This is a genomic window from Lentilitoribacter sp. JB5-8 (assembly GCF_055693385.1).
This window is the reverse complement of sequence record NZ_CM146332.1, coordinates 2,286,689-2,306,288: the sequence shown is the minus strand read 5'-3', so window position 1 is coordinate 2,306,288 and position 19,600 is coordinate 2,286,689. Positions and strand designations below refer to the sequence as shown.

The following is a 19,600-nucleotide window of genomic DNA, read 5'->3' as shown; positions in this document are numbered from 1 at the left end:
AGATGAATTTTAACTGCGGTTTTAGACCGCCATACCTGATTGAGCCTATGCGTATTGAAACGACGAATTCATCTATTCATTTCGTCCAAAAAATCCCACGTCAATAAATGTTTCAATAACAGTCTGAATTCTAGATTGTAAAAACGCGAATTTTATAACTACCTAAAATTGTATTTCTTCATATTAAATAATATTTGGTCTAAAATTGAGAAAAATAGCCCTAGTTTTCGCATATTTGAGGCATTGAAACTCGATTTTAGGTTGTATCAACTCTACAAGACATGAAACAATCTAGATTTCATCAAAATTCAATAGATCTATTTAATTTATACATTTCAGATACTTAACCCTCTTCTAAGTTTCTAAAATTTAATGAGGAAACACGTTATACTAGTTTAAACTTACTAGTTCTTACCTTGGGCGATAATATCCTGTTTACTATTCTTGCATAAATTTTAATTGTCTAAGATTTTTATCCTTAGGTTGAAATTACGCAATTTTGTAATGACTTGGTCAGTCTGATTTCGCACCTAAGATAAAAACAATGTAAGCAAGCGGGTGCAAAAATGAAGAATATATCTATTTCGAAACGAATTGGTCTGGGTGTCATCATTCCTCTGATGGGCATGTTTGCGATTACATGTGTTCATGTTTGGCAAGGCTATCGTGATTATGACCGCACAATCATTATGGATCATATTTCAATTGCCGTGAATGGACTAACCGCCCTCACCCACACAATGCAAGTTGAGCGCGGAACATCCGCTGGCTTTGTTGGTAGCGATGCACTTGGGGTTCCGCAAAATGTTATTAAAGCGCGCGCGGATACAGATGCAGAAATCGAAAACCTAAAAACGATATTGGCAGGTATAGACCACAATGAAGCACCCGTTTTATTTGGACATATGGAAGACTTTATCTCTGGATTATCATCTGTTCCAAATTTCCGTCAAACAGTTGATCGGAAAACAACAAATGTCGATAAAGTCCTCGGCTTTTATTCAGAACACATAAAAATTATGTTTGATATTGGGTTTGAAAGTGCACAAAAGGCACCAGATACAACTGTTGCACTCGAACTTACATCTATGCTGGATCTGGGTTCAACCAAGGAACTTGCAGGTAAAGAACGTGGCCTGACAAATGGTCTTTTAGGTGCAGGTAAAATCACCCCGGAACAATTTAATAAGTTGCAAGCCCTTATCGCGCCACAGAGTGGCATGATAAATAACTTTATCAATCACCTACCACCACTTCACAAAGAAGAATATACAAAGCTGCTTGAGGGTACAAATCTTGGTGCAGTTAATGCATTGCGAAACTCAATTGCTGCGAATAGAGATAACTTGGCAGAAAGTGGTGTTACGCAAAGCAAATGGTTTAAAACTGCAACGGATCGCATTGTAAAACTTAGGCAGCTTGAAGAACTCGTTGGCTTGAACATCTATAAAAATGTTCACGCCACCCAGGCTGAAAAATTTCGCACTCTCTTAATGACGATTTTTGTTGCTTCAGCTATTTGCGTTATCGCATCGCTTGCCGGGTTCTTTATCTCTCGTTCAATCACCAAACCGATGGAACGTCTTCAGGACGATATGAATAGTCTTGCAAATGGTGACGTCGAATTTTCAGTTAAAGGAACTGAGGCGAATAACGAGCTGGGTGTTATGGCATTAGCACTTGAAGGATTTCAAAGCGCAGAAATTCAAAAGCGAGAGCTGGAAGCAGCATCAGATGCAGATCGCAAGGCCAGAGCAGAAGAACGCGCACGTAATGAGGCAGAGAAGGCAAAGCAAGATGAAGCCTATAGGCAAGCAGTTGAAACGCTTGGTGCTGGACTTGAACGCTTCTCAAATGGTGATTTTGAATCCCCTATCGAGAACGAATTCCCACCGGTACTTGCTGATTTGCGTATTTACTACAATGACACTTTGGCCAAGCTTGCAAAAACACTTGCGCATGTGCGTTCAACCGGTGTTGTGTTAAAAAATGATGCCAACACTTTACGACAAGCTACCAATGACTTGTCTCGTCGTACTGAAGCGCAAGCTGCTTCGCTTGAGGAAACATCAACCGCTTTGAAACAAATCACTTCGAATTTGCGGGAATCTGCAACGCGGACTGACGATGCAACGAACCAGATCTCGAAGGTAACACAGGAATCTGCAAGTTCTGACGAAGTTGTTACTCAGGCAGTCACAGCCATGAAGCGTATTGAAAATACATCAGGTGAAATCAGCCAAATTGTTAGTGTCATTGATGAGATTGCCTTCCAAACGAACCTATTGGCACTGAATGCAGGCGTTGAAGCGGCGCGTGCGGGTGAAGCTGGAAAAGGGTTTGCCGTAGTTGCACAGGAAGTTCGCGAACTTGCCCAACGTTCAGCTTCTGCTGCAAAAGAAATCGCAGAACTTATCAATAATTCAAGCAAGGAAGTTCTTGAAGGTGTGGGTTTGGTTACTGAAACTGGCAATATGATGAAAACAATCACAACAGGCATTACAGAGATTGAAAAATACATGCACAGCATTTCAGAGGCGACGAGTGAACAATCTGCAGGACTTGATCAAATTAACACAGCCGTCACAGAAATGGACGAAGCAACGCATAAAAACGCTGAAATGGTGGAACAAGCCAATGACATTACAAACCGTGTTAGTACTGGCAGTGATGCAATTCACGAATTAATGGCACAATTTAAAACACGGTCTTTGGATGCAAATATGCGCAGCCCCAAAAATCGCGGCAAGATGGTTGCATAATCCATGTTATTGAAGAAAAAACCTCACTCTGTGATAGAGTGATCTTTAAAAGAGCTCGATTATTTTTCAATAATATCAATGTGATTACTATAAACTAGTATGGAAAACTAGAAGTAATATTGTTTTTCAAGTATAGTGATAATATATCATTCACGGGCCGTTCATACATTTTTTGTATCATCTAAATTATAAGAATTATTCGGAGTTCCCCCCGAGCTCCGAGTAACAGGGCCCTGATATACTTCGTGTATATCAGGGTCGCTCTTTTATGGATTGTTGCGAATTACGCAACACTCAGTCTTGTGTTCTCCGACTTATCATTTTTTTCTTTCAATTACTTTGAATAATAATTCACTGCCATGCGTAGTGAATATTACAGGCGGATATTCGCCCACTTATTTTTTGAAAAGTCAGATCAACCACAAGGTACTTATTATGAAAACAACACTTAAAGCCCTCGCAACATCAGCATTTCTTTTCTCAGCAGGAACAGGCGCTACTTACGCTGCAGACGCTTATGCATTTGATGCCAGCCACTCACAAATCATTTTCTCATATAACCACCTAGGTTTTTCAACGACTTATGGCATGTTCTCAGGTTTTGATGGACAAGCAATGCTGGATATGGACGATCTAAGCAAATCATCTGTTAGTCTTGAGATTAATGTTGGCGATTTGCTGATGACTGGTTGGGAAGGACGCGATGGTCACTTTAAATCAGCAGATTTCTTTAATGTTGGTGAATTCCCTATCGCAACATTCACTTCCACATCTGTTGAACCAACTGGTGAAAAAACGGCAAAAATCACTGGTGATCTTACGATTTTGGATCAAACAAAATCCATTGTCCTGGATGCAAAACTAAACCAGGTTGGCAAACATCCTCAATCACAAAAAGACTGGGCGGGTTTTGATGCGTCGGTCACGCTTTTGCGCTCAGATTTTAATCTTGGCAAGTTCGCGCCATATGTTAGCGATGAAGTTGAAGTAAAAATCTCAGTCGAAATGGGTAAAGCTGAATAGCAAATCCCAATCATAGCAAAACAAACTTAAAAACGCGGAAGCAGAACCATCGCGTCTGCTTCTGCAACTTATAAAACGGGGCGGATTATGCAAATTAACAACACTGCGGAAAGCTATGGTTTGGTGCACCAATCTCTTCATTGGGCAACTGCTATCCTAATTTTGATCTTATTACCCATGGGCGTTTACGTGCATGATTTGCCCATCGATAATTCAGAGCAAATCGCTGACAAGGTTTGGCTGTATTCCTTGCATAAGTCGATTGGTATGGCGGCATTATTTGTCGCCCTTGCCCGGATTGCCTGGGCTATTTACCAGCCTCACCCACGACCGCTACATGGCGGCTTGGAAGGCTTTGCCGCTAAAACAGTTCATTACCTACTTTATGGCACTATTCTAGCGATGCCGTTGCTCGGTTGGCTTTATCATGCTGCAACTGAAGGGTTTGCACCGATTTGGTGGCCGTTTTCGCAAGATCTGCCCTTTGTACCTAAAGATGTGATGATATCAAATATCTTTAAAACTGCACATTTTGTCTGTGGTGTCCTGCTTGTTCTATCGCTTGGTCTGCATATCGCAGGGGCACTCAAACATGCTGTAATCGACAAGGACAACACACTTGATCGAATGGTTCCAGGTCGCTATGCACTCACTGGCAACATACCGCCTGAACAGAAGCAGTCTCCATTTTCGCTATTTGTGGCGCTGGCAGCTGGCACAATTGCAGTCGCGTCTACCTTTATTGTCTATCAATTTGAATTTGGCTCGCAGCAAACCACTCGCGTTGAACAGGCCTCTAAGGGTGAAGTTAACGAAAGCGTTGCAAGCGCTCAGGATCAGCCGGCAAATAGCTGGAAAATTGACTATTCCAATTCACCATTGCAGATTGATGTTGCGCAGCTTGGAACACCGGTAACCGGAACATTTGCCAACTGGAATGCGGACGTAATCTTCGACCCCAGCGATCTTGAAAACGCGCAAATTATAGCAGAAGTTGATGTGAGTTCTCTTACATTGGGTGATGTTTCGGATCGGGCAAAATCATCTGAATTTCTTGGTGTAGAAACCAATCCCGTTGCTCGTTTTATATCTGACAGGGTTGAGAAAACTGACACAGGGTATTCAGCAATTGGGCAGTTATTGCTTGCAGGCGTTACAAATGAATTTGTCATCGATTTTACCTTTACCGAGGACAGCGGCACAGCTATCGTCCAGGGAGAGGCAATTATCCAGCGATTGGATTTTAACATCGGCAGCACCTTTAGCGATGATTCAAGTGTAGGTCGGGATATAAAATTAAAGATTAGTATCAGTGCAATGCGATTCTAGTATGCATGATTGCTTGTCAAGCCTCAGTTATTAGTCTTGCGACAAATGTCCGGTTTGTCTAGCTTGAGCCAAGCATTTCTTGTTCAATTGGGGTAGAACAATGCCACTCGATAAGCTTCGAACGATACCGCGTATGAAATTATGCAATGCCGCATCTCCACTTGAGGAGATGTTCAATCTTGCGCGTTTGGCTGGCGCAAAGAGCTTTCTAATTAAGCGCGATGATACCAATTGTTTTGCAACAGGTGGCAACAAAGCCCGTCACATGGAGTATTATCTTGGTGACGTGATGAACAAAGGTGCTGATACGTTTATTATGTTGGGTGGGCGCATCCCAAACCTTTCTCGCATTGCCGCTGCTGCTTGCGCCAAATATGGAATTGAATGCCATATATTTTTAGAAGAAGAAAAGCATGGTTTATGCTGCGAACCCGAAGAGCTGCGCGAGTTACTTTCTAGCAATATGTTAGATGCAAAAGTGCATAGCCACCCACCTTTTCAAAATCATGACGATGCAATCGACGCCATGCAAGAACTTGCAGATGAGCTGAAAGGTTACGGCCGTACGCCCTATATCTTACAAAATGAAAGCAATCGTCTGCCTTTTGCAGCCTTTGGTTATATCCATGCCGCTCTTGAAATCGTCCAACAATTAGATGAGATGGACCAAGAGCCGGATGTAATGTTTTGCGCAGCTGGCTCCGGCAATACGGTCGCAGGGCTGCTTTACGGGTTGCGCTCTTTGGGCTGTGATGTACCTGTTGTTGGTGTGAGTGTGGGATTTTACAGTGCGGAATATATTCAACAACAAATCCGCATTAAACTTGATCAGATTGCCGACTTACTTGATGAGGTAAATCCTGTTGAAGACGATGATATTTTAATAACTGATCAATACAGCAATCATCATACAGTAACGTCTGATACCGATCCCGACCACCCAGCTAATCTTGCAGCAAAGCATGAGGGTTTATTGATTGATCCGTTTTTCAACGCAAAATCGATGAATGCCGCATATGACTATGCCAAACAAAACCCAGAAAGTGATGTGATGCTGATTAACACGGGAAATAGTCGGCCATATTATGTCAAAACGAAAGTTCAAACAAAGTATCCAAAACTTGTGAGCTGTTGAATAAAATTTCAGCGCCATTTTAGACTATCTACATTTGCTTTGCGCAATAAAAAACCCCGCAAATACTTGCAGGGTTAGTTTCGCATGTTTTTCTGGTCATCCTTAGGAGAGTATATCAACCCGAACGGACATGCGAGAATATATGTTTATCTCTTAGTATTCAGAGATTGGGTTACGCTTGACTGACATAATGCCCTCGCGTGACACACCGATATCGTCAAGAATACGAGGTGACAAAGCGCTGAGTTGACGACGCATTGCACGTTGGTTGTTCCAGTTACGAACTTTACCAAGAATATTCATTTTACTTCTCCATAAATGCTTCTTTTAAGAAGCGTGTTTCGCAATAAATTCTATATAAAAATAAGGGAACAATTCGCGTTCCGTTGACACCCAAATGCTCCTTATTTTGCACAATTACCAGTCATATTAATGCAAACGTGCTATGCAACTGATGCATTTCTAGGCACAAAAGAGACTCCCGATTGACGATTTTGGACATCGACGCAAGCTAAATCGATTTAGCGATTAAGAAAATCAATCACGCCATTTAAAACGCCCATAAGCTTTTACTTTTAAACAGGTTTTCCGGAAACAACTCAAAGACATCTGCACCTATTTTTATCGAAAAAAAGCGCTTCAAATCACAGATCAAACTCAATTTTTTACCTCGTAGGATGCAGAACTGAATTCATTGTTCTAAAATGATGAAAATACCACTTGGTTCTGCGATAAAATCCATCCAAATTCAAAGCTAAAAACCAAGCTGTTCACGTGGTCTTTTTTGTTTATAGTGTCTTAATTATTCAACATTGCTCCGACAGAGTTCTCATGACAGATCATCCCCAATCACATGTGACGATAAACACCCCTATTCAGTTTCATGATACGCTACCGGACAAGGTGGATGTTGCGATTATTGGCGCTGGCGTTGTTGGGATATTTTCTGCGCTTTATCTTTCCAGAATGGGCAAAAGCGTTGCTGTAATCGAAAAAGGTCGCATTGCTTGTGAACAATCATCAAGAAATTGGGGCTGGATCCGTCAACAAGGTCGCGACGAAGCTGAATTACCTATTATGATACAAGCCAATAAACTTTGGCGTGATGTGGACCAGCAAACACAAGGCAAGTGCGGTGTCGTGAATGCACCCATCAACTTTTTAAGCGGCACGGATGCGCGGCGCGAGGAGTTTGAACAATGGGTACAGATTGCCAAGGATCATGGCGTACAATCAAGGCTGTTAAATTCTAAGGAAATCGCAGGGATTTTTGGCGATAGCGCCGCAACAACTTGGGTGAGCGGCATTTCAACACCGAGCGATTTAAAGGGTGAGCCATGGGTTGCTGTGCCAACCGTTGCAAAACTCGCGCAGGAGAGCGGCGTTTTCATTCGCGAAAATTGCGCTGTTCGAACACTGGATATCCAAGGTGGCGAGATAAAAGGCATTGTTACAGAAGATGGTATAGTTGCCTGTGAACAGGTTGTATTGGCCGCTGGTGCTTGGTCCAGCTTGTTTGCCCGCAATCATAACATTCATATTCCTCAAATGGCTGTACGAGGCGATGTGGCACAAACAAAGCCCCTGCCTGAATTTACCTCGCAAACATCACTTGATGAAGAACTTGCTATTCGACGCCGACAAGATGGCGGATATACCCTCTCGCTATGTGATAGACACACGGCCTATATTGGTCCGGACGCGTTTCGACATTTTAAATATTATATCCCTGCCCTTATTAAGGGCTGGAAACATCTTAATCTTAAGATCAATGCGCCAGACGGCTTCCCTGATGCTTGGCAAACCCCTCGAAATTGGCAAGCGGAGGATATTTCCCCTTTTGAAAAGTGTCGCGTGTTGGAGCCAAAACCGGATCAGAAAAATATCCAACGTATGGTCGATCGATTTAAAACCCGCTTTCCCACTATTGGAGCACCGGAGATTGGCCATTGCTGGGCCGGGATGATTGATACGATGCCAGATTTTGTTCCCATCGTGGACCGCACGCGTGAATACTCTAATCTGATCATCGCTACAGGTCTAAGTGGACACGGATTTGGCATTGGTCCAGGCTTTGGCATGGTAGTTGCGCGTATGGCAACTGGGCAAAATGCTGAACATGACTTGCAGCGTTTCCGCTTTTCACGTTTCACTGATGGCAGCAAGCTTGAACTGGGGCCCTCGCTTTAATATATCCCATCTATCACTGGGATATATTATGCAGCTTTTCATCATTGGCATCATCACAATCGCATTCATCATCGCGGTTATATTTTTCTTCAAATTTCGTTTATCACGCGCAAAAGATGGCGGTGATTTGGGCAAAGAAATCAACGATGAAGCAGATAAACTATTCAAGCACGATTTGGCGCGAGATTTAGCTATCGTTGTCGTCAAAGATGATCAGGTGATTGAACATTACCGCAGTCAAAACAGCGAAGAACCAAACGTCACGTGCGATAGCATTTATGAAATTGGTTCAATATCCAAAGTGTTCACATCGTCCTTGCTAAGCCTTTTAGTAAATGAAGGTCAGTTCAAACTTGACGATACCTTGCAAGAACTTATCGGCGATCGTTTTGAACTGGCAAATCACATTAAGCCGATAACCTTAGATCAATTGGCTACCCACACATCGGGCATTCCGCGCGTGCCAAAAATCATGCTCAATAAGCTTGAAATACTGGATAATCCCTATTCGACTTTTAAAATTGAAGACATTGCTGAATATCTTGCAACGGCAAAACAATTCGGCAAACCCGGGAAGTTCAACTATTCAAATTTAGGTATGGGATTGCTCGGCCACATCATCGAGTGGAAAACAGGGCAATCGTTTGATGATCTTATCCAAACACATATCACCTCACCGCTTAAAATGACCTCCACGGGCTTATTTGTGGATGATAACGATATGGAGCGATTTCTTGATGCCTATGACCCTAAGGGAAAAAACACGCCGCATTGGGATTTTCCAATATTGGCAGCAGCTGGCGGCATTCGTTCAACACCATCGGATATGCTTAAATTTTTGAAAGCAAATTTGGTTCAAAACACAGACATCTCACGTCAATTCTTAAAAACGCATCCTGATCCTGCTCAAAAACAAACTGGCTTGGGTTGGATGGGACCAACTATTGTTGAGAAATTCTTGAGTAATGAACACCTGATCTGGCATAATGGTTTGGTGGGCGGTCATGCATCATACATCTCATTTGATAAGGCAAATCGAACTGGTGTCTTGATCTTATCTAACAAAGCGATGGATTTGCATGTCGTTGGATCAAAATTATCACGATTGACCCGCATTCATTCGATTAAGAACGCGTAAGAAGATCTATTTCCCCGTCAGATACACCAAAAGCGCCAACCATTTTGCGATGGGCTGCAGTTCCCAAATAGCCGTTTAGTATTTCATTTACATCATCTCGTAATTCGGTGTTATCAGAATGAAATGCGAAACAGCCATAGGCTGGCGCTTTTTCATTAAATGGCACCATAACCTCTACAACATCCCACTCAGGGTTCTGTGCTAGAAAGCCAGAATGCGCTTTACTGACACTTGCATATGCATCCACCGTACCGTCCTTGACTGCGCAAGCGGCCTCTAAATATGTTTCATATATAATGATCTGCTCAGGTTTAACCCCAAATTCAACCGCGGAACGATGTTGATACTGATCGCGTATAACAGCTAGCCCTAGATCTGAATTGTTCACGACAGATTGATAGCCGATTAAATTATGCGGATTGCCAGCTTTAACCAGCAAACCATCCGAAAGCGCCCAGATAGGGCGGGAAAAGATCGCGAATTGTTTGCGTTCTTCCGTTGCAAATAGACCGGTTGTCATTTGCCAACGGTGATTATTTAATCCAGGTAACAACTCGCCAAACTCAGTTTGAATTGGCTCGAAATTCTCAATTCCAAGTTCTTTGAAAAGATATCGTGCTAGTTCGACGTCACATCCTGTGACACCTGCACTTTGATCGATATAATTAAAAGGCGGCTCGATTAGATAAGCAAATTTCATCCGTCATTCTCTTTGTTTGGTTTGCTATAACTTGCAATTTTGACGGCTAAAACACTCTCACATTTTTCCAACATGGCACGCTTAGTTTTTAATGTTTCAGCATGATCGGCAAGAATTTTTCGCCGCTCAGCGATGCCAGTGTCTTTGACCTTCGCAAGCTCAGTAAAACGCTGCATTTGCTTCATGGGCATGCCGGTTTCGCGCAGCCAATACAGCAAGGTCAACCACTCAATATGAGATTGCGTGAAGCGGCGATGACCATCCCTTCCCCGCTCAATGACCGGGAGCATTCCTGACTTTTCATAATAACGAATTGTATGTGCACTCAACCCACAGAGTTTGGCAGCTTCAGCTATTCTCATATGCGCAATCACTCCTTTCACCTTCACTAACAGATTAGAGTTGCTCTAAGTCAAGGCGTAAACAGCGCCTGCATAAAATACCGTAAATTCCGCATAAATGATTGCAACAGGTCTTATAAATACCTAAATGTTGCTATGAAATCGGTAATTGCAATACCGAATAATTATTACAGCTCAGAATGGATACTGATAAAATGGATATTATGAATTTGGCTTCCGGCTTAATTGCCAACAAATTGGGTGTCGACCAAGACACAATCAGCGGCGCAATGAACGGTTTGATCGGCGATGGTGATCAGTTTGATCTCGGTAGCCTTGTGAGCAACCTTCAGTCTGGCGACTTGGCTGATATTGCCTCATCTTGGTTGGGTGATGGCGAAAATGCCAGCATTTCGGCTGATCAAATCCAAAACCTAATGGGTGGCGATAAAATTTCAGCAGCCGCTGAGCAATTGGGCACGAGCGAAGGTTCGCTCATTGAAAGCTTGCAAGAAGCACTTCCTCAGCTTGTCGACCAGTCTAGCAGCGGTGGTTCTTTGCTTGATTCTGTTGGTGGCATCGGTGGTTTGGCCAGCATGGCTAAAAAGTTTCTATAATTCAAAGCACCATTTTAAATTAAAGAAAACGCACCATTCATGGTGCGTTTTTTATTGCGCGTATATCGCTAGCCTTCAAGCAGTTTTTTAAACTCGCGCTCGAGCGTTGCAACTTCTTGCGGCCCGCGCAAAATATGCTTGAGTTCTCCTTTGCCATCATAGAGCATCAAGGTGATATGCGGAACGGCATTTCGCTCTGCAAATGCTTTGCCTTTTGACGATTTAATGTTGGCAACAACATATTCTAATTGTCCATTTTGAAAGGCACCAAGCGCAGATTTTGTGTTGCGTTGAAGCCTTGCACATACAGAACAATTTGGGTCATGCACTTGCACAATTGTCGGAGTTCCCTGGCCAATGCGGGTTAAATCTTGCTCATGCATTTTTGCGTTCGCTGAATAGGCCAAATAGCCACCCGCGCTTCCTAAAATGGCCAAAGTGATGGCGCCATTTCGCGCATAATTTAACCATTTGCGTCGAGAAGGATTTTCAACATCAGGACGTGTTTTATTACTCGCCCCTTTTGGAGGCGTTTTCTTCTGTGATTTCTTGCTCATAATTATTCCAGTATCGGTTTGTTATGACGTCAAAGTTCATACAAACGCGCGCGGGCGTATCGCCATGTCTAAGAAAGCAAACAAGGAGCTATGGTCAAGCCACTCATTTTAACGGTTTGCCCGCACGCGCACCCACAAGCCAACCTGCGGAGAAGGCTTGTGAATTTAAAATGCGTTAAAGGACGACGACACGTGTGCCTACGGGCACTCTTTCGTATAGATCTTCGACATGCTCATTGATCATGCGAATACAGCCGGCTGAAACCGATTGCCCGATAGACCAAGGCTGAGTTGTTCCGTGAATGCGGAAATATGTATCCCGGCCATTGCGGTATAAATATAGCGCACGTGCACCCAAGGGATTATTGATCCCACCCGGTACGCCTTTGGCGTATTTGAGATACTTTTGCGGCTCTCTGCGGATCATGTTTTGTGTTGGCGTCCAACGAGGCCATTCTGCTTTACGCTGAATGGTGGCTGTACCTTGGAATGCCAAACCGGCTTTACCGACACCCACACCATAACGACGCGCTCTACCGCGACGCTCAATCAGATATAAAAAGTGATTACGTGGATCAACGACGATTGTTCCGCGTTTATATTTGCTTTTATAGCGCACGGATTGCGGCACATATTTTGCTGCAAGTTTGAACTTCTTACGAGATTTTTTGGTATGATGCGCCAATGCTGTTGAAGCAGGCAACAAAGCTGCACTTGTTAAAGCGCCAAGTATTAAATTACGTCTGGATAACATGGATTTCTCCTAAAATTACATTGTCAAACGGGACAATTGCCCCCTCAAAATGGATGTAAAATTAGGCGATGGGTGGCCGCAAATCTTGCCTTATAAGGGTCTTGACCACGATATGTGTCGGTGCATTCTCAAACAGCATACCCGTTTTAAATCCAGATATGATGTTGGAGTTTATGATGGCCGAACAATCTGATTTACATGGTGTTGCGTCTTTTTTATTGTTCTCGTCACAACATTGAACATCAAGTTCATTATCGGCGAGTACAAGTTCGGCTTCGATTAAAACAGGCTCAATAATATGGTCCGCCACAGCCTGCATGCTGCCCGGAATACTCTGGACAATCGCAAAAAACATGAACGTATATATCAAAAAAGATCGCACCATAGAAAAAACCGTTACATCAGATCCGGCATTATGACCAGAGCTGTATGATCACGAAATCGTGAGCGCCAACACACATGACATGACCCTCATGCTAACTAATGCAGGAGGTTCGGTCTGTTTCGGCCACGGCATTTGCATCAAACGCGCCATCATTTTCGCTTGTCGGTGTGATCACCTTCAAGCTCGCACCCTGGATTTCAAGCCCGGACACACTGGGATGATAGGAGCCGGATGTGTCATCAACATCGACGTTAAAATGAATGCGATCACCATGTTTGAAATTGATAAATTCGATGGTGACTTTGTTATCACCGTCTTTCACATCGGTTATGTTTTTCACAAATGCATCGCCACCCACAATGGTGAGTGGCTGGTGAACGCGACTGTTTGAGCGATATTCTTCCCCACCCCAACCATTGCGATCAATATCAAAGACCAGCTGGCCCAAAGATGTTGAAAAGTCGATTGTGAGTTCACCTTTATATAACAAACAGCCGCTGACATTTTGAACGGTAAAATGATCAGTGGGAGAGCTGTCGGTATAGGTGACGCGAATATCGGCTTGGGATGAGAGCGTGAATGCAACTAAAAAGCTTGCGGTCGTGGTAATAAACTTTGGAACAAAACTAGGCATTTTGACCTCCGAGGTTCAGATTACAAAGCCTAGCACGAGAATTTCAAAAGCTGCAAATCTCTCCAATCAAAAAAAATAATTTTCTCGTGAATAGTTTTCAAACTTGCCGCGTAACTATCCTGAAACCAGCACAATCTGGTCAACTCATTATGGAGAGAAACATGACTTTTAAATTTATCACAACAGGCGTTGCAGCTCTTATACTATCAAGCACATTTGCATTGGCTGATCACCATTCAGCCAAAGCCATCAAGCAAGCCGACACATCAGCAGGCACAGTACTGACCAATGCAGCTGGTTTGACGCTTTATACATTTGATAAAGACGCTGCTGGCGTTTCAAACTGTTACGATCAATGCGCCACAAACTGGCCACCAATGCCAGCAGAAGCATCGTCTAAAAACGAAGGCGATTTCTCGGTTGTGGAGCGCAAAGATGGCACATTCATGTGGGCCTATAAGGGCGAACCGCTTTACACATGGATCGGCGATAGCGCCAAAGGCGATGTGACAGGCGATGGCGTTGGCGGTGTTTGGCATATCGCTAAACCATAAGCTCATCACTCTTGGGTTCGAAAGGCGGGGTTATTTCCGCCTTTTTTCGTTTCTGCACAAGTCTCACTTTGCTTGACACAAAAGCGCAATCAAGACAGGCTCGTTTCCAAGAGTTTTGGAGGAGCCGTATTGAGGAGATGGCGATGTTAGATAAAGCACAGGAAAACCTCGTTCGAACCGATCAGGATGGCGTGGCGCGGCTTGAGCTTAATACGCCCAAATCCATCAATGCATTATCGGAAAGCATGTTAGCTGATTTATCCGATGCTTTGGCGCAGATCAAAGAAGATCGCAGCATTAAGGTGGTGATCCTTGCGACATCAGGTGATCATTTTTGCGCCGGGCATAATTTGAAAGAAATGAGCCATCACCGCAACGAAGATGACGGCGGGCATGATTATTTCATTCGCCTTTTTGCATCCTGCTCGAAGATGATGCAACAGATCGTGACCCTCCCCCAACCCGTGATCGCGGAAGTCAAAGGCATCGCCACCGCCGCCGGTTGTCAGCTGGTTGCCTCCTGTGATTTGGCCATTGCAGAGGAAGATGCGCGCTTTGCCACCTCAGGGGTGAATATCGGGCTCTTTTGCTCCACCCCCATGGTGGCGCTCACCCGCAATGTTTCCAACAAGCACGCGATGGAGATGTTGCTCACCGGCGAATTCATCTCGGCGGAGCGCGCAGAACGCATTGGCCTGATCAATCGCGTCGTATCCAAATCAGAACTCACAAACGCCACACAAGAGATGGCGCTAAACATCGCATCCAAATCAAAGCTCGCTGTCAAAATGGGCAAGGAAGCGTTTTACAAGCAATCTGAAAAGGCGCTCAACGAAGCATATGATTTCGCAGGCCGCGTGATGGCCGACAATATGATGGCCAATGACGCGAAATCCGGCATCGGCGCATTTATCGACAAGAAGCCAATGCCCGACTGGGATGATTAGCGTGGGTGTGGTGGGATAATTATCATGTTTGGTAATTGTATATCATTTGTCATTCTGATCAATTTGAGGAGCTTTTGGAAATGGATTATTTCCACCATTCAACAAGAAATTTGTAATTGGAATGGGCCTTTGCCCCATAAGAACAGCGCTTAGAAGTTGAGCATTTTTTTGTTGTAGATTATTGTTATCATGCCAACCTATCGGAACATAGCTACGCCGATCTAGCTCCATTTTGTCAAACTTGTAACCTACACTGTGTCCAATCTCCCGCAGAAGATCCATGAACAGTTCAGAACGTTTGTCAGAAAAAGCTTTTTGGTCTGAATCTTTTTCAGGCAGAGAGTGGTTCAAATGGTCTATGTATTTTTCAAACGCCTCCAGAATCGTCGATTTCTTATAAAATTCCAATTGAATCAAATTCAATGCTGCGACATGCTGAGGATCTAATCTTAGCCCACGCGTCTGCATCAAATCTCGAAAAATCTTAAGCCTTCGATCATAGGCTTTATACTTTCTATCAAGAATCCATGTGATTAAAACCGCAACAATAGGGCCCGTAAATATTGCGAATAATGTCAAAATTGCGTTCAGTGTCATGCTAATTCAAAGCTCCGCATTTTTGTGAAACTTCGCATTCATCAAACCCATTGGCGTCTTTATCTCATAAGTTTCATTTGGGTCTATTTCTTCTGGCAACTCGATCGGCACTTCAATTTCTTCAGATTTTTTTTGAAAGACAGTTCCAGTAATTGATTCAGATTGTGCGGGCATGTTAAATTTCACCTCTCCGCGAATGCAGCCGTCTTCCACAAGGTACTCTCCAGAGAATTTTACTCCGATCATATCGGCGCCACCAATTTTGCCGTCCTTGAAGACAAACATCGCCATAGCTTGGCCAGCAACACCTGTTAAATAAGCGGTATATATACCGTCGATCATTTTTAGCGCCATTTCAATCTTTAATTTAACATCTAAATTGTCACTATCTTAGCTTGAAGTCAATCATCAAAACTGATCTAGGTTTTAGTATAAATATATCTCTAATTATCCCCTTGACCTCAAGCATACTTGAGCATCCATAAACGTCTCTCATGATGACTCGTGAGTTTGAATTTCCTCGCGCGGGTCATGATCAATTGAGATGTTTTGGAGTTTTTGATGCATATATTAACGGTTTTGGACCATCCGAACCCTTCCTCGTTTAGTGCCGCTTGTGCGGCTGAATTTATCAAAGGTGCGCAATCTGCTGGGCATACCACCGAACTTGCTGATTTGCATGCCGAAGGGTTTAACCCGCTTTGGACTATGGCAGATGCCAATGATGAGGTCTCACCTGATATTGCCTCTGAGCAAGCGCGGATCATGCGCGCAGATGCGATTTGCTTGGTCTTTCCGCTGTTTTGGTGGGGCATGCCCTCGATGATGAAAGGCTGGACTGATCGCGTGTTTTCTTGGGGTTGGGCCTATGATCAATTGGATGACCGCGAACAATCTCTCCAACCCGCGCGATCCGGCGTGCTGCTGGTGCCTGCAGGCGCCCGCTCTGACGAGCTTGAAGATGAAGGTTATCGCGCAGCATTAGAAACCGCCTGGATGAAAGGTACCTTTGGTTATTTCGGGTTTTCACCACGCCAACTTGAATTTTTATGCGGTGCGAAAGGATCAGATGCCCGCCGCGCCGCCCTCCTCGCACGTTGCTTTAAGATCGGTGCTACGATGCCTGAACCCGCTGAATAACTTCGCCCAACAAAAAACCCCGCGGTTTCCCACGGGGTTTAAGTTTTTTAATGGTTGAAATCTTGCGCTTCAGAGTTTTTTGATCCCTGTCGGGGCGTTACCGCCCCTCCGCGCCTCTTGATTTAACCTATTCTGTGATAGAAGCCACAATTCCCGCACCAACTGTACGACCGCCTTCACGGATCGCAAAGCGTAGCTGCTCTTCCATCGCGATTGGCACGATCAACTCAACGTCAACTGTTACGTTGTCGCCAGGCATAACCATCTCTGTACCTTCACGCAAAGTCACAACACCTGTCACGTCAGTTGTACGGAAGTAGAACTGTGGACGGTAGTTTGTGAAGAATGGTGTGTGACGACCACCCTCATCTTTTGTCAAGATGTAGGCTTCTGCAACAAATTTTGTGTGTGGTGTAACTGAACCAGGCTTACACAAGATCTGACCGCGCTCAACACCTTCACGGTCAACACCGCGAAGTAGAACACCAACGTTATCACCAGCTTCACCGCGATCAAGCAGCTTGCGGAACATCTCAACACCAGTACATGTTGTTTTTGATGTATCGCGGATACCAACGATTTCGATCTCTTCACCAACATTGATAACACCGCGCTCAACACGACCAGTTACCACTGTACCACGGCCTGAGATTGAGAACACGTCTTCAATTGGTAGCAAGAATGGCTGATCAATTGGACGCTCTGGTGCTGGAATGTAGCTATCAACTTGAGCCATTAGTTCACGAACAGCATCTTCACCGATTGTTTTGTCTGAATCTTCCAAAGCTGCCAAAGCAGAACCTTTAACGATCGGAATATCGTCACCTGGGAACTCGTAGCTGTCTAGAAGCTCACGAACTTCCATTTCAACAAGCTCAAGAAGCTCTTCATCGTCAACTTGGTCAACTTTGTTCAAGAACACAACGATCGCAGGAACACCAACCTGACGCGCAAGCAAGATGTGCTCACGTGTTTGTGGCATTGGGCCATCAGCTGCTGAACAAACTAGGATCGCGCCGTCCATTTGCGCAGCACCTGTGATCATGTTTTTAACATAATCGGCGTGGCCTGGGCAATCAACGTGAGCGTAGTGACGGTTTTCTGTTTCATACTCAACGTGAGCTGTTGAAATCGTGATACCACGTGCACGCTCTTCTGGCGCACCATCAATTTCGTCATAGGCTTTAAAATCACCAAAAAACTTAGTGATCGCGGCTGTCAAACTTGTTTTACCGTGGTCAACGTGACCAATCGTTCCAATGTTTACGTGAGGCTTCGTGCGCTCAAACTTTTCCTTTGCCATGACGGTCCTACCTTTTGTTATCGGGCAAAATCTTAAGGGCCATCTGGCCCGCTAATGCTTCACATTATTAATCCAAAACACATAGCAAATGCGAAGTTGCAGCCTGATAAAATCTTTTGGCCGTTTTCGCAAGCAAAAAACGCTTATTTTCATGTGATTTGGTGAAGCTACCCCTATGTAGTGTGTCCAAATTAAATTTAAAGGGGCTCGTTAGATGCGCGAAAACTCATCGATCCGGCTTTGCCAAAAACGCTTCACACCCTCATCTGTCTCTAACATAATCGCTTTTTCGTAATGGGTGATTGCGCTTTTAATCTCTCCGGCGCGTCTTAATATATCTGCGCGCAAAGCATGGGACTGCGCGGTTTTATCATGTGCTTTTTCCCAAGCGTCCAGCGCTTTAAGGCTTTTGGGGGCCTCTTCAACAAAGCTTTTCGCCACAATGTGATTAAGCGCAAAGAATGATGAATGATGCAGCGCCAGCAATTGATCATAGCAATTGGCGATATCCGGCCAGTTGGTGGCGGAAAATGTTGCGCTGGTTGAGTGATTGGCGGCGATGCGCGCTTGCAAGAGATACATGCCTGCATCTGAATTTGTTTGTGAATTGATCTTTTGGGCGTTTTGCACATGAAACAAGCCAGCTTTGATCAAATCTCGGTCCCAAAGATCACGGTTCTGCATTTCTAAGGGAATCAATCGACCCTCATCAAATCTTGCGGGTCTACGCGCCTCGCCCAAAAGGATCATCGCCATCAAGCCATGCGCTTCGGCCAAATTTGGCATATATCGACAAAAACGGGCGGCCAAACGAATAGCTTCTAAAGCTAAGTCCTGCCGTTCATGAACTGCATTGCGGCTCGCGCGATAGGCTTCGTTATAAATGAGATAGATCGCTGCGAGAACTTGGCGTATTCGACCTGCTAGGTCCTCGTCTCTTGGCATAGTAGTTGAAATTTTCGCAGCCTTCATCTTGCGTTTGGCGCGCAGTAGTTTCGATCTGACCGCTTCTTCATGCTGATCAAATGCTTTGCCGATTTCATAGGGTTTTAACCCACCGATAAGACGCAACACCAAGATAACCTGATCTGTGGGGCTGATCGCCGGATGGCAGCACAAAAACATCAAGGACAGCTCATCATCAAGCACGCTTTCCTCATGTGGTTGGCGCGCGATCTCTTCGACTTTTTGGATGGCCTCTTCGGCATCTGCGCGCGTTTTAATGCCGCGGACATTATCAATAAAGCGGTTTTTGGCGACTTGCCTGATCCAAGCCCCCTTGTTTTGCGGGTTCTCATCTGGCCATTTTTTCAAGGCTATCTCAAAGGCTGTTTGAACATATTCTTCTGCGGTAGAAAGATCCGACGTTAGTTTGACCATATAGGCCACAGATGGGGCCCAATCATCGACATAGCTCTGTGCTATAATACCCTGAATATCTTTATTCATAATCCGCGTCCGCAAGCCCGGTGAATAACACCGGGCCTTTTGGTT

General features: G+C 44.3%; 21 protein-coding genes. 10 read left to right on the top strand and 11 right to left on the bottom strand.

The window, feature by feature from the left end:
- The first annotated feature begins 566 nt into the window (after positions 1-566).
- The 4 genes from ACZ1GZ_RS11320 to ACZ1GZ_RS11305 all read left to right on the top strand — a co-directional run bounded on the left by ACZ1GZ_RS11320 (position 567) and on the right by ACZ1GZ_RS11305 (position 6,249).
- Positions 567-2,762: a methyl-accepting chemotaxis protein gene (locus ACZ1GZ_RS11320; protein WP_472664985.1), complete on the top strand. Its 2,196-nt coding sequence runs from the start codon at positions 567-569 to the stop codon at positions 2,760-2,762.
- A gap of 435 nt (positions 2,763-3,197) precedes the next feature.
- Entirely contained in the window at positions 3,198-3,785 is a 588-nt protein-coding gene (locus ACZ1GZ_RS11315; RefSeq protein WP_472664984.1) for a YceI family protein, read from the top strand.
- A gap of 87 nt (positions 3,786-3,872) precedes the next feature.
- Complete coding sequence (locus ACZ1GZ_RS11310; RefSeq protein ID WP_472664983.1) at positions 3,873-5,114, top strand: cytochrome b/b6 domain-containing protein; 1,242 nt, start codon at positions 3,873-3,875, stop codon at positions 5,112-5,114.
- A 100-nt stretch (positions 5,115-5,214) separates the two neighbouring features.
- Positions 5,215-6,249: a pyridoxal-phosphate dependent enzyme gene (locus tag ACZ1GZ_RS11305; RefSeq protein WP_472664982.1), complete on the top strand. Its 1,035-nt coding sequence runs from the start codon at positions 5,215-5,217 to the stop codon at positions 6,247-6,249.
- 153 nt (positions 6,250-6,402) lie between these two features.
- On the opposite strand, the gene ACZ1GZ_RS11300 is transcribed toward ACZ1GZ_RS11305, so the two are convergent.
- Positions 6,403-6,552 carry a DUF1127 domain-containing protein gene (locus tag ACZ1GZ_RS11300; protein ID WP_472664981.1) on the bottom strand — a complete coding sequence of 50 codons (150 nt, stop codon included), beginning with the start codon at positions 6,550-6,552 and terminating at the stop codon, positions 6,403-6,405.
- Between the two features lie 528 nt (positions 6,553-7,080).
- On the opposite strand from ACZ1GZ_RS11300, the gene ACZ1GZ_RS11295 reads away from it, so the two are divergent.
- Together ACZ1GZ_RS11295 and ACZ1GZ_RS11290 are read left to right on the top strand one after the other, a co-directional pair.
- Positions 7,081-8,439, top strand: a complete 1,359-nt coding sequence (locus ACZ1GZ_RS11295) for an NAD(P)/FAD-dependent oxidoreductase (protein ID WP_472664980.1) — start codon at positions 7,081-7,083, stop codon at positions 8,437-8,439.
- Between the two features lie 28 nt (positions 8,440-8,467).
- A complete protein-coding gene (locus ACZ1GZ_RS11290) occupies positions 8,468-9,577 on the top strand; it encodes a serine hydrolase domain-containing protein (protein ID WP_472664979.1) in 1,110 nt (369 codons plus the stop codon).
- Here ACZ1GZ_RS11290 and ACZ1GZ_RS11285 read toward each other — a convergent pair.
- Together ACZ1GZ_RS11285 and ACZ1GZ_RS11280 are read right to left on the bottom strand one after the other, a co-directional pair.
- Positions 9,564-10,277: a transporter substrate-binding domain-containing protein gene (locus ACZ1GZ_RS11285; protein ID WP_472664978.1), complete on the bottom strand. Its 714-nt coding sequence runs from the start codon at positions 10,275-10,277 to the stop codon at positions 9,564-9,566. The genes ACZ1GZ_RS11290 and ACZ1GZ_RS11285 overlap by 14 nt on opposite strands.
- A complete protein-coding gene (locus ACZ1GZ_RS11280) occupies positions 10,274-10,639 on the bottom strand; it encodes a MerR family transcriptional regulator (RefSeq protein WP_472664977.1) in 366 nt (121 codons plus the stop codon). The genes ACZ1GZ_RS11285 and ACZ1GZ_RS11280 overlap by 4 nt, the downstream gene beginning before the upstream one ends.
- A 194-nt stretch (positions 10,640-10,833) precedes the next feature.
- On the opposite strand from ACZ1GZ_RS11280, the gene ACZ1GZ_RS11275 reads away from it, so the two are divergent.
- Entirely contained in the window at positions 10,834-11,235 is a 402-nt protein-coding gene (locus tag ACZ1GZ_RS11275; RefSeq protein WP_472664976.1) for a YidB family protein, read from the top strand.
- A 68-nt stretch (positions 11,236-11,303) separates the two neighbouring features.
- Here the strand turns inward: ACZ1GZ_RS11275 and ACZ1GZ_RS11270 are convergent, their stop codons facing one another.
- The 4 genes from ACZ1GZ_RS11270 to ACZ1GZ_RS11255 form a co-directional block, all read right to left on the bottom strand.
- The gene (locus ACZ1GZ_RS11270; RefSeq protein WP_472664975.1) at positions 11,304-11,792 is read right to left on the bottom strand and encodes a thioredoxin domain-containing protein; all 489 of its coding nucleotides are present in this window, start codon (positions 11,790-11,792) and stop codon (positions 11,304-11,306) included.
- 175 nt (positions 11,793-11,967) lie between these two features.
- Positions 11,968-12,546, bottom strand: coding sequence for a L,D-transpeptidase (locus ACZ1GZ_RS11265; RefSeq protein ID WP_472664974.1), 579 nt, complete (start codon positions 12,544-12,546; stop codon positions 11,968-11,970).
- A gap of 61 nt (positions 12,547-12,607) precedes the next feature.
- The gene (locus tag ACZ1GZ_RS11260; RefSeq protein ID WP_472664973.1) at positions 12,608-12,901 is read right to left on the bottom strand and encodes a hypothetical protein; all 294 of its coding nucleotides are present in this window, start codon (positions 12,899-12,901) and stop codon (positions 12,608-12,610) included.
- A 121-nt stretch (positions 12,902-13,022) separates the two neighbouring features.
- Complete coding sequence (locus ACZ1GZ_RS11255) at positions 13,023-13,565, bottom strand: hypothetical protein (protein ID WP_472664972.1); 543 nt, start codon at positions 13,563-13,565, stop codon at positions 13,023-13,025.
- Positions 13,566-13,726: 161 nt separating this feature from the next.
- Here ACZ1GZ_RS11255 and ACZ1GZ_RS11250 point away from each other — a divergent pair, with 161 nt between their 5' ends.
- Together ACZ1GZ_RS11250 and ACZ1GZ_RS11245 are read left to right on the top strand one after the other, a co-directional pair.
- Entirely contained in the window at positions 13,727-14,119 is a 393-nt protein-coding gene (locus tag ACZ1GZ_RS11250; RefSeq protein WP_472664971.1) for a COG4315 family predicted lipoprotein, read from the top strand.
- A gap of 143 nt (positions 14,120-14,262) precedes the next feature.
- Positions 14,263-15,066: an enoyl-CoA hydratase gene (locus ACZ1GZ_RS11245; RefSeq protein ID WP_472664970.1), complete on the top strand. Its 804-nt coding sequence runs from the start codon at positions 14,263-14,265 to the stop codon at positions 15,064-15,066.
- Between the two features lie 42 nt (positions 15,067-15,108).
- Here ACZ1GZ_RS11245 and ACZ1GZ_RS11240 read toward each other — a convergent pair whose 3' ends face one another.
- Both ACZ1GZ_RS11240 and ACZ1GZ_RS11235 read right to left on the bottom strand, forming a co-directional pair.
- Positions 15,109-15,663, bottom strand: a complete 555-nt coding sequence (locus tag ACZ1GZ_RS11240) for a DUF6680 family protein (RefSeq protein WP_472664969.1) — start codon at positions 15,661-15,663, stop codon at positions 15,109-15,111.
- Positions 15,664-15,669: 6 nt separating this feature from the next.
- Complete coding sequence (locus ACZ1GZ_RS11235; RefSeq protein ID WP_472664968.1) at positions 15,670-16,005, bottom strand: hypothetical protein; 336 nt, start codon at positions 16,003-16,005, stop codon at positions 15,670-15,672.
- A 219-nt stretch (positions 16,006-16,224) separates the two neighbouring features.
- Here ACZ1GZ_RS11235 and ACZ1GZ_RS11230 point away from each other — a divergent pair, with 219 nt between their 5' ends.
- Entirely contained in the window at positions 16,225-16,803 is a 579-nt protein-coding gene (locus ACZ1GZ_RS11230; protein ID WP_472664967.1) for an NAD(P)H-dependent oxidoreductase, read from the top strand.
- 127 nt (positions 16,804-16,930) lie between these two features.
- Here the strand turns inward: ACZ1GZ_RS11230 and tuf are convergent, their stop codons facing one another.
- On the bottom strand, positions 16,931-18,106 hold the full coding sequence (gene tuf / locus ACZ1GZ_RS11225) for an elongation factor Tu (RefSeq protein WP_472664966.1): 1,176 nt from the start codon (positions 18,104-18,106) through the stop codon (positions 16,931-16,933).
- A 210-nt stretch (positions 18,107-18,316) separates the two neighbouring features.
- Positions 18,317-19,555: an RNA polymerase sigma factor gene (locus ACZ1GZ_RS11220; protein WP_472664965.1), complete on the bottom strand. Its 1,239-nt coding sequence runs from the start codon at positions 19,553-19,555 to the stop codon at positions 18,317-18,319.
- Positions 19,556-19,600 lie beyond the last annotated feature (45 nt).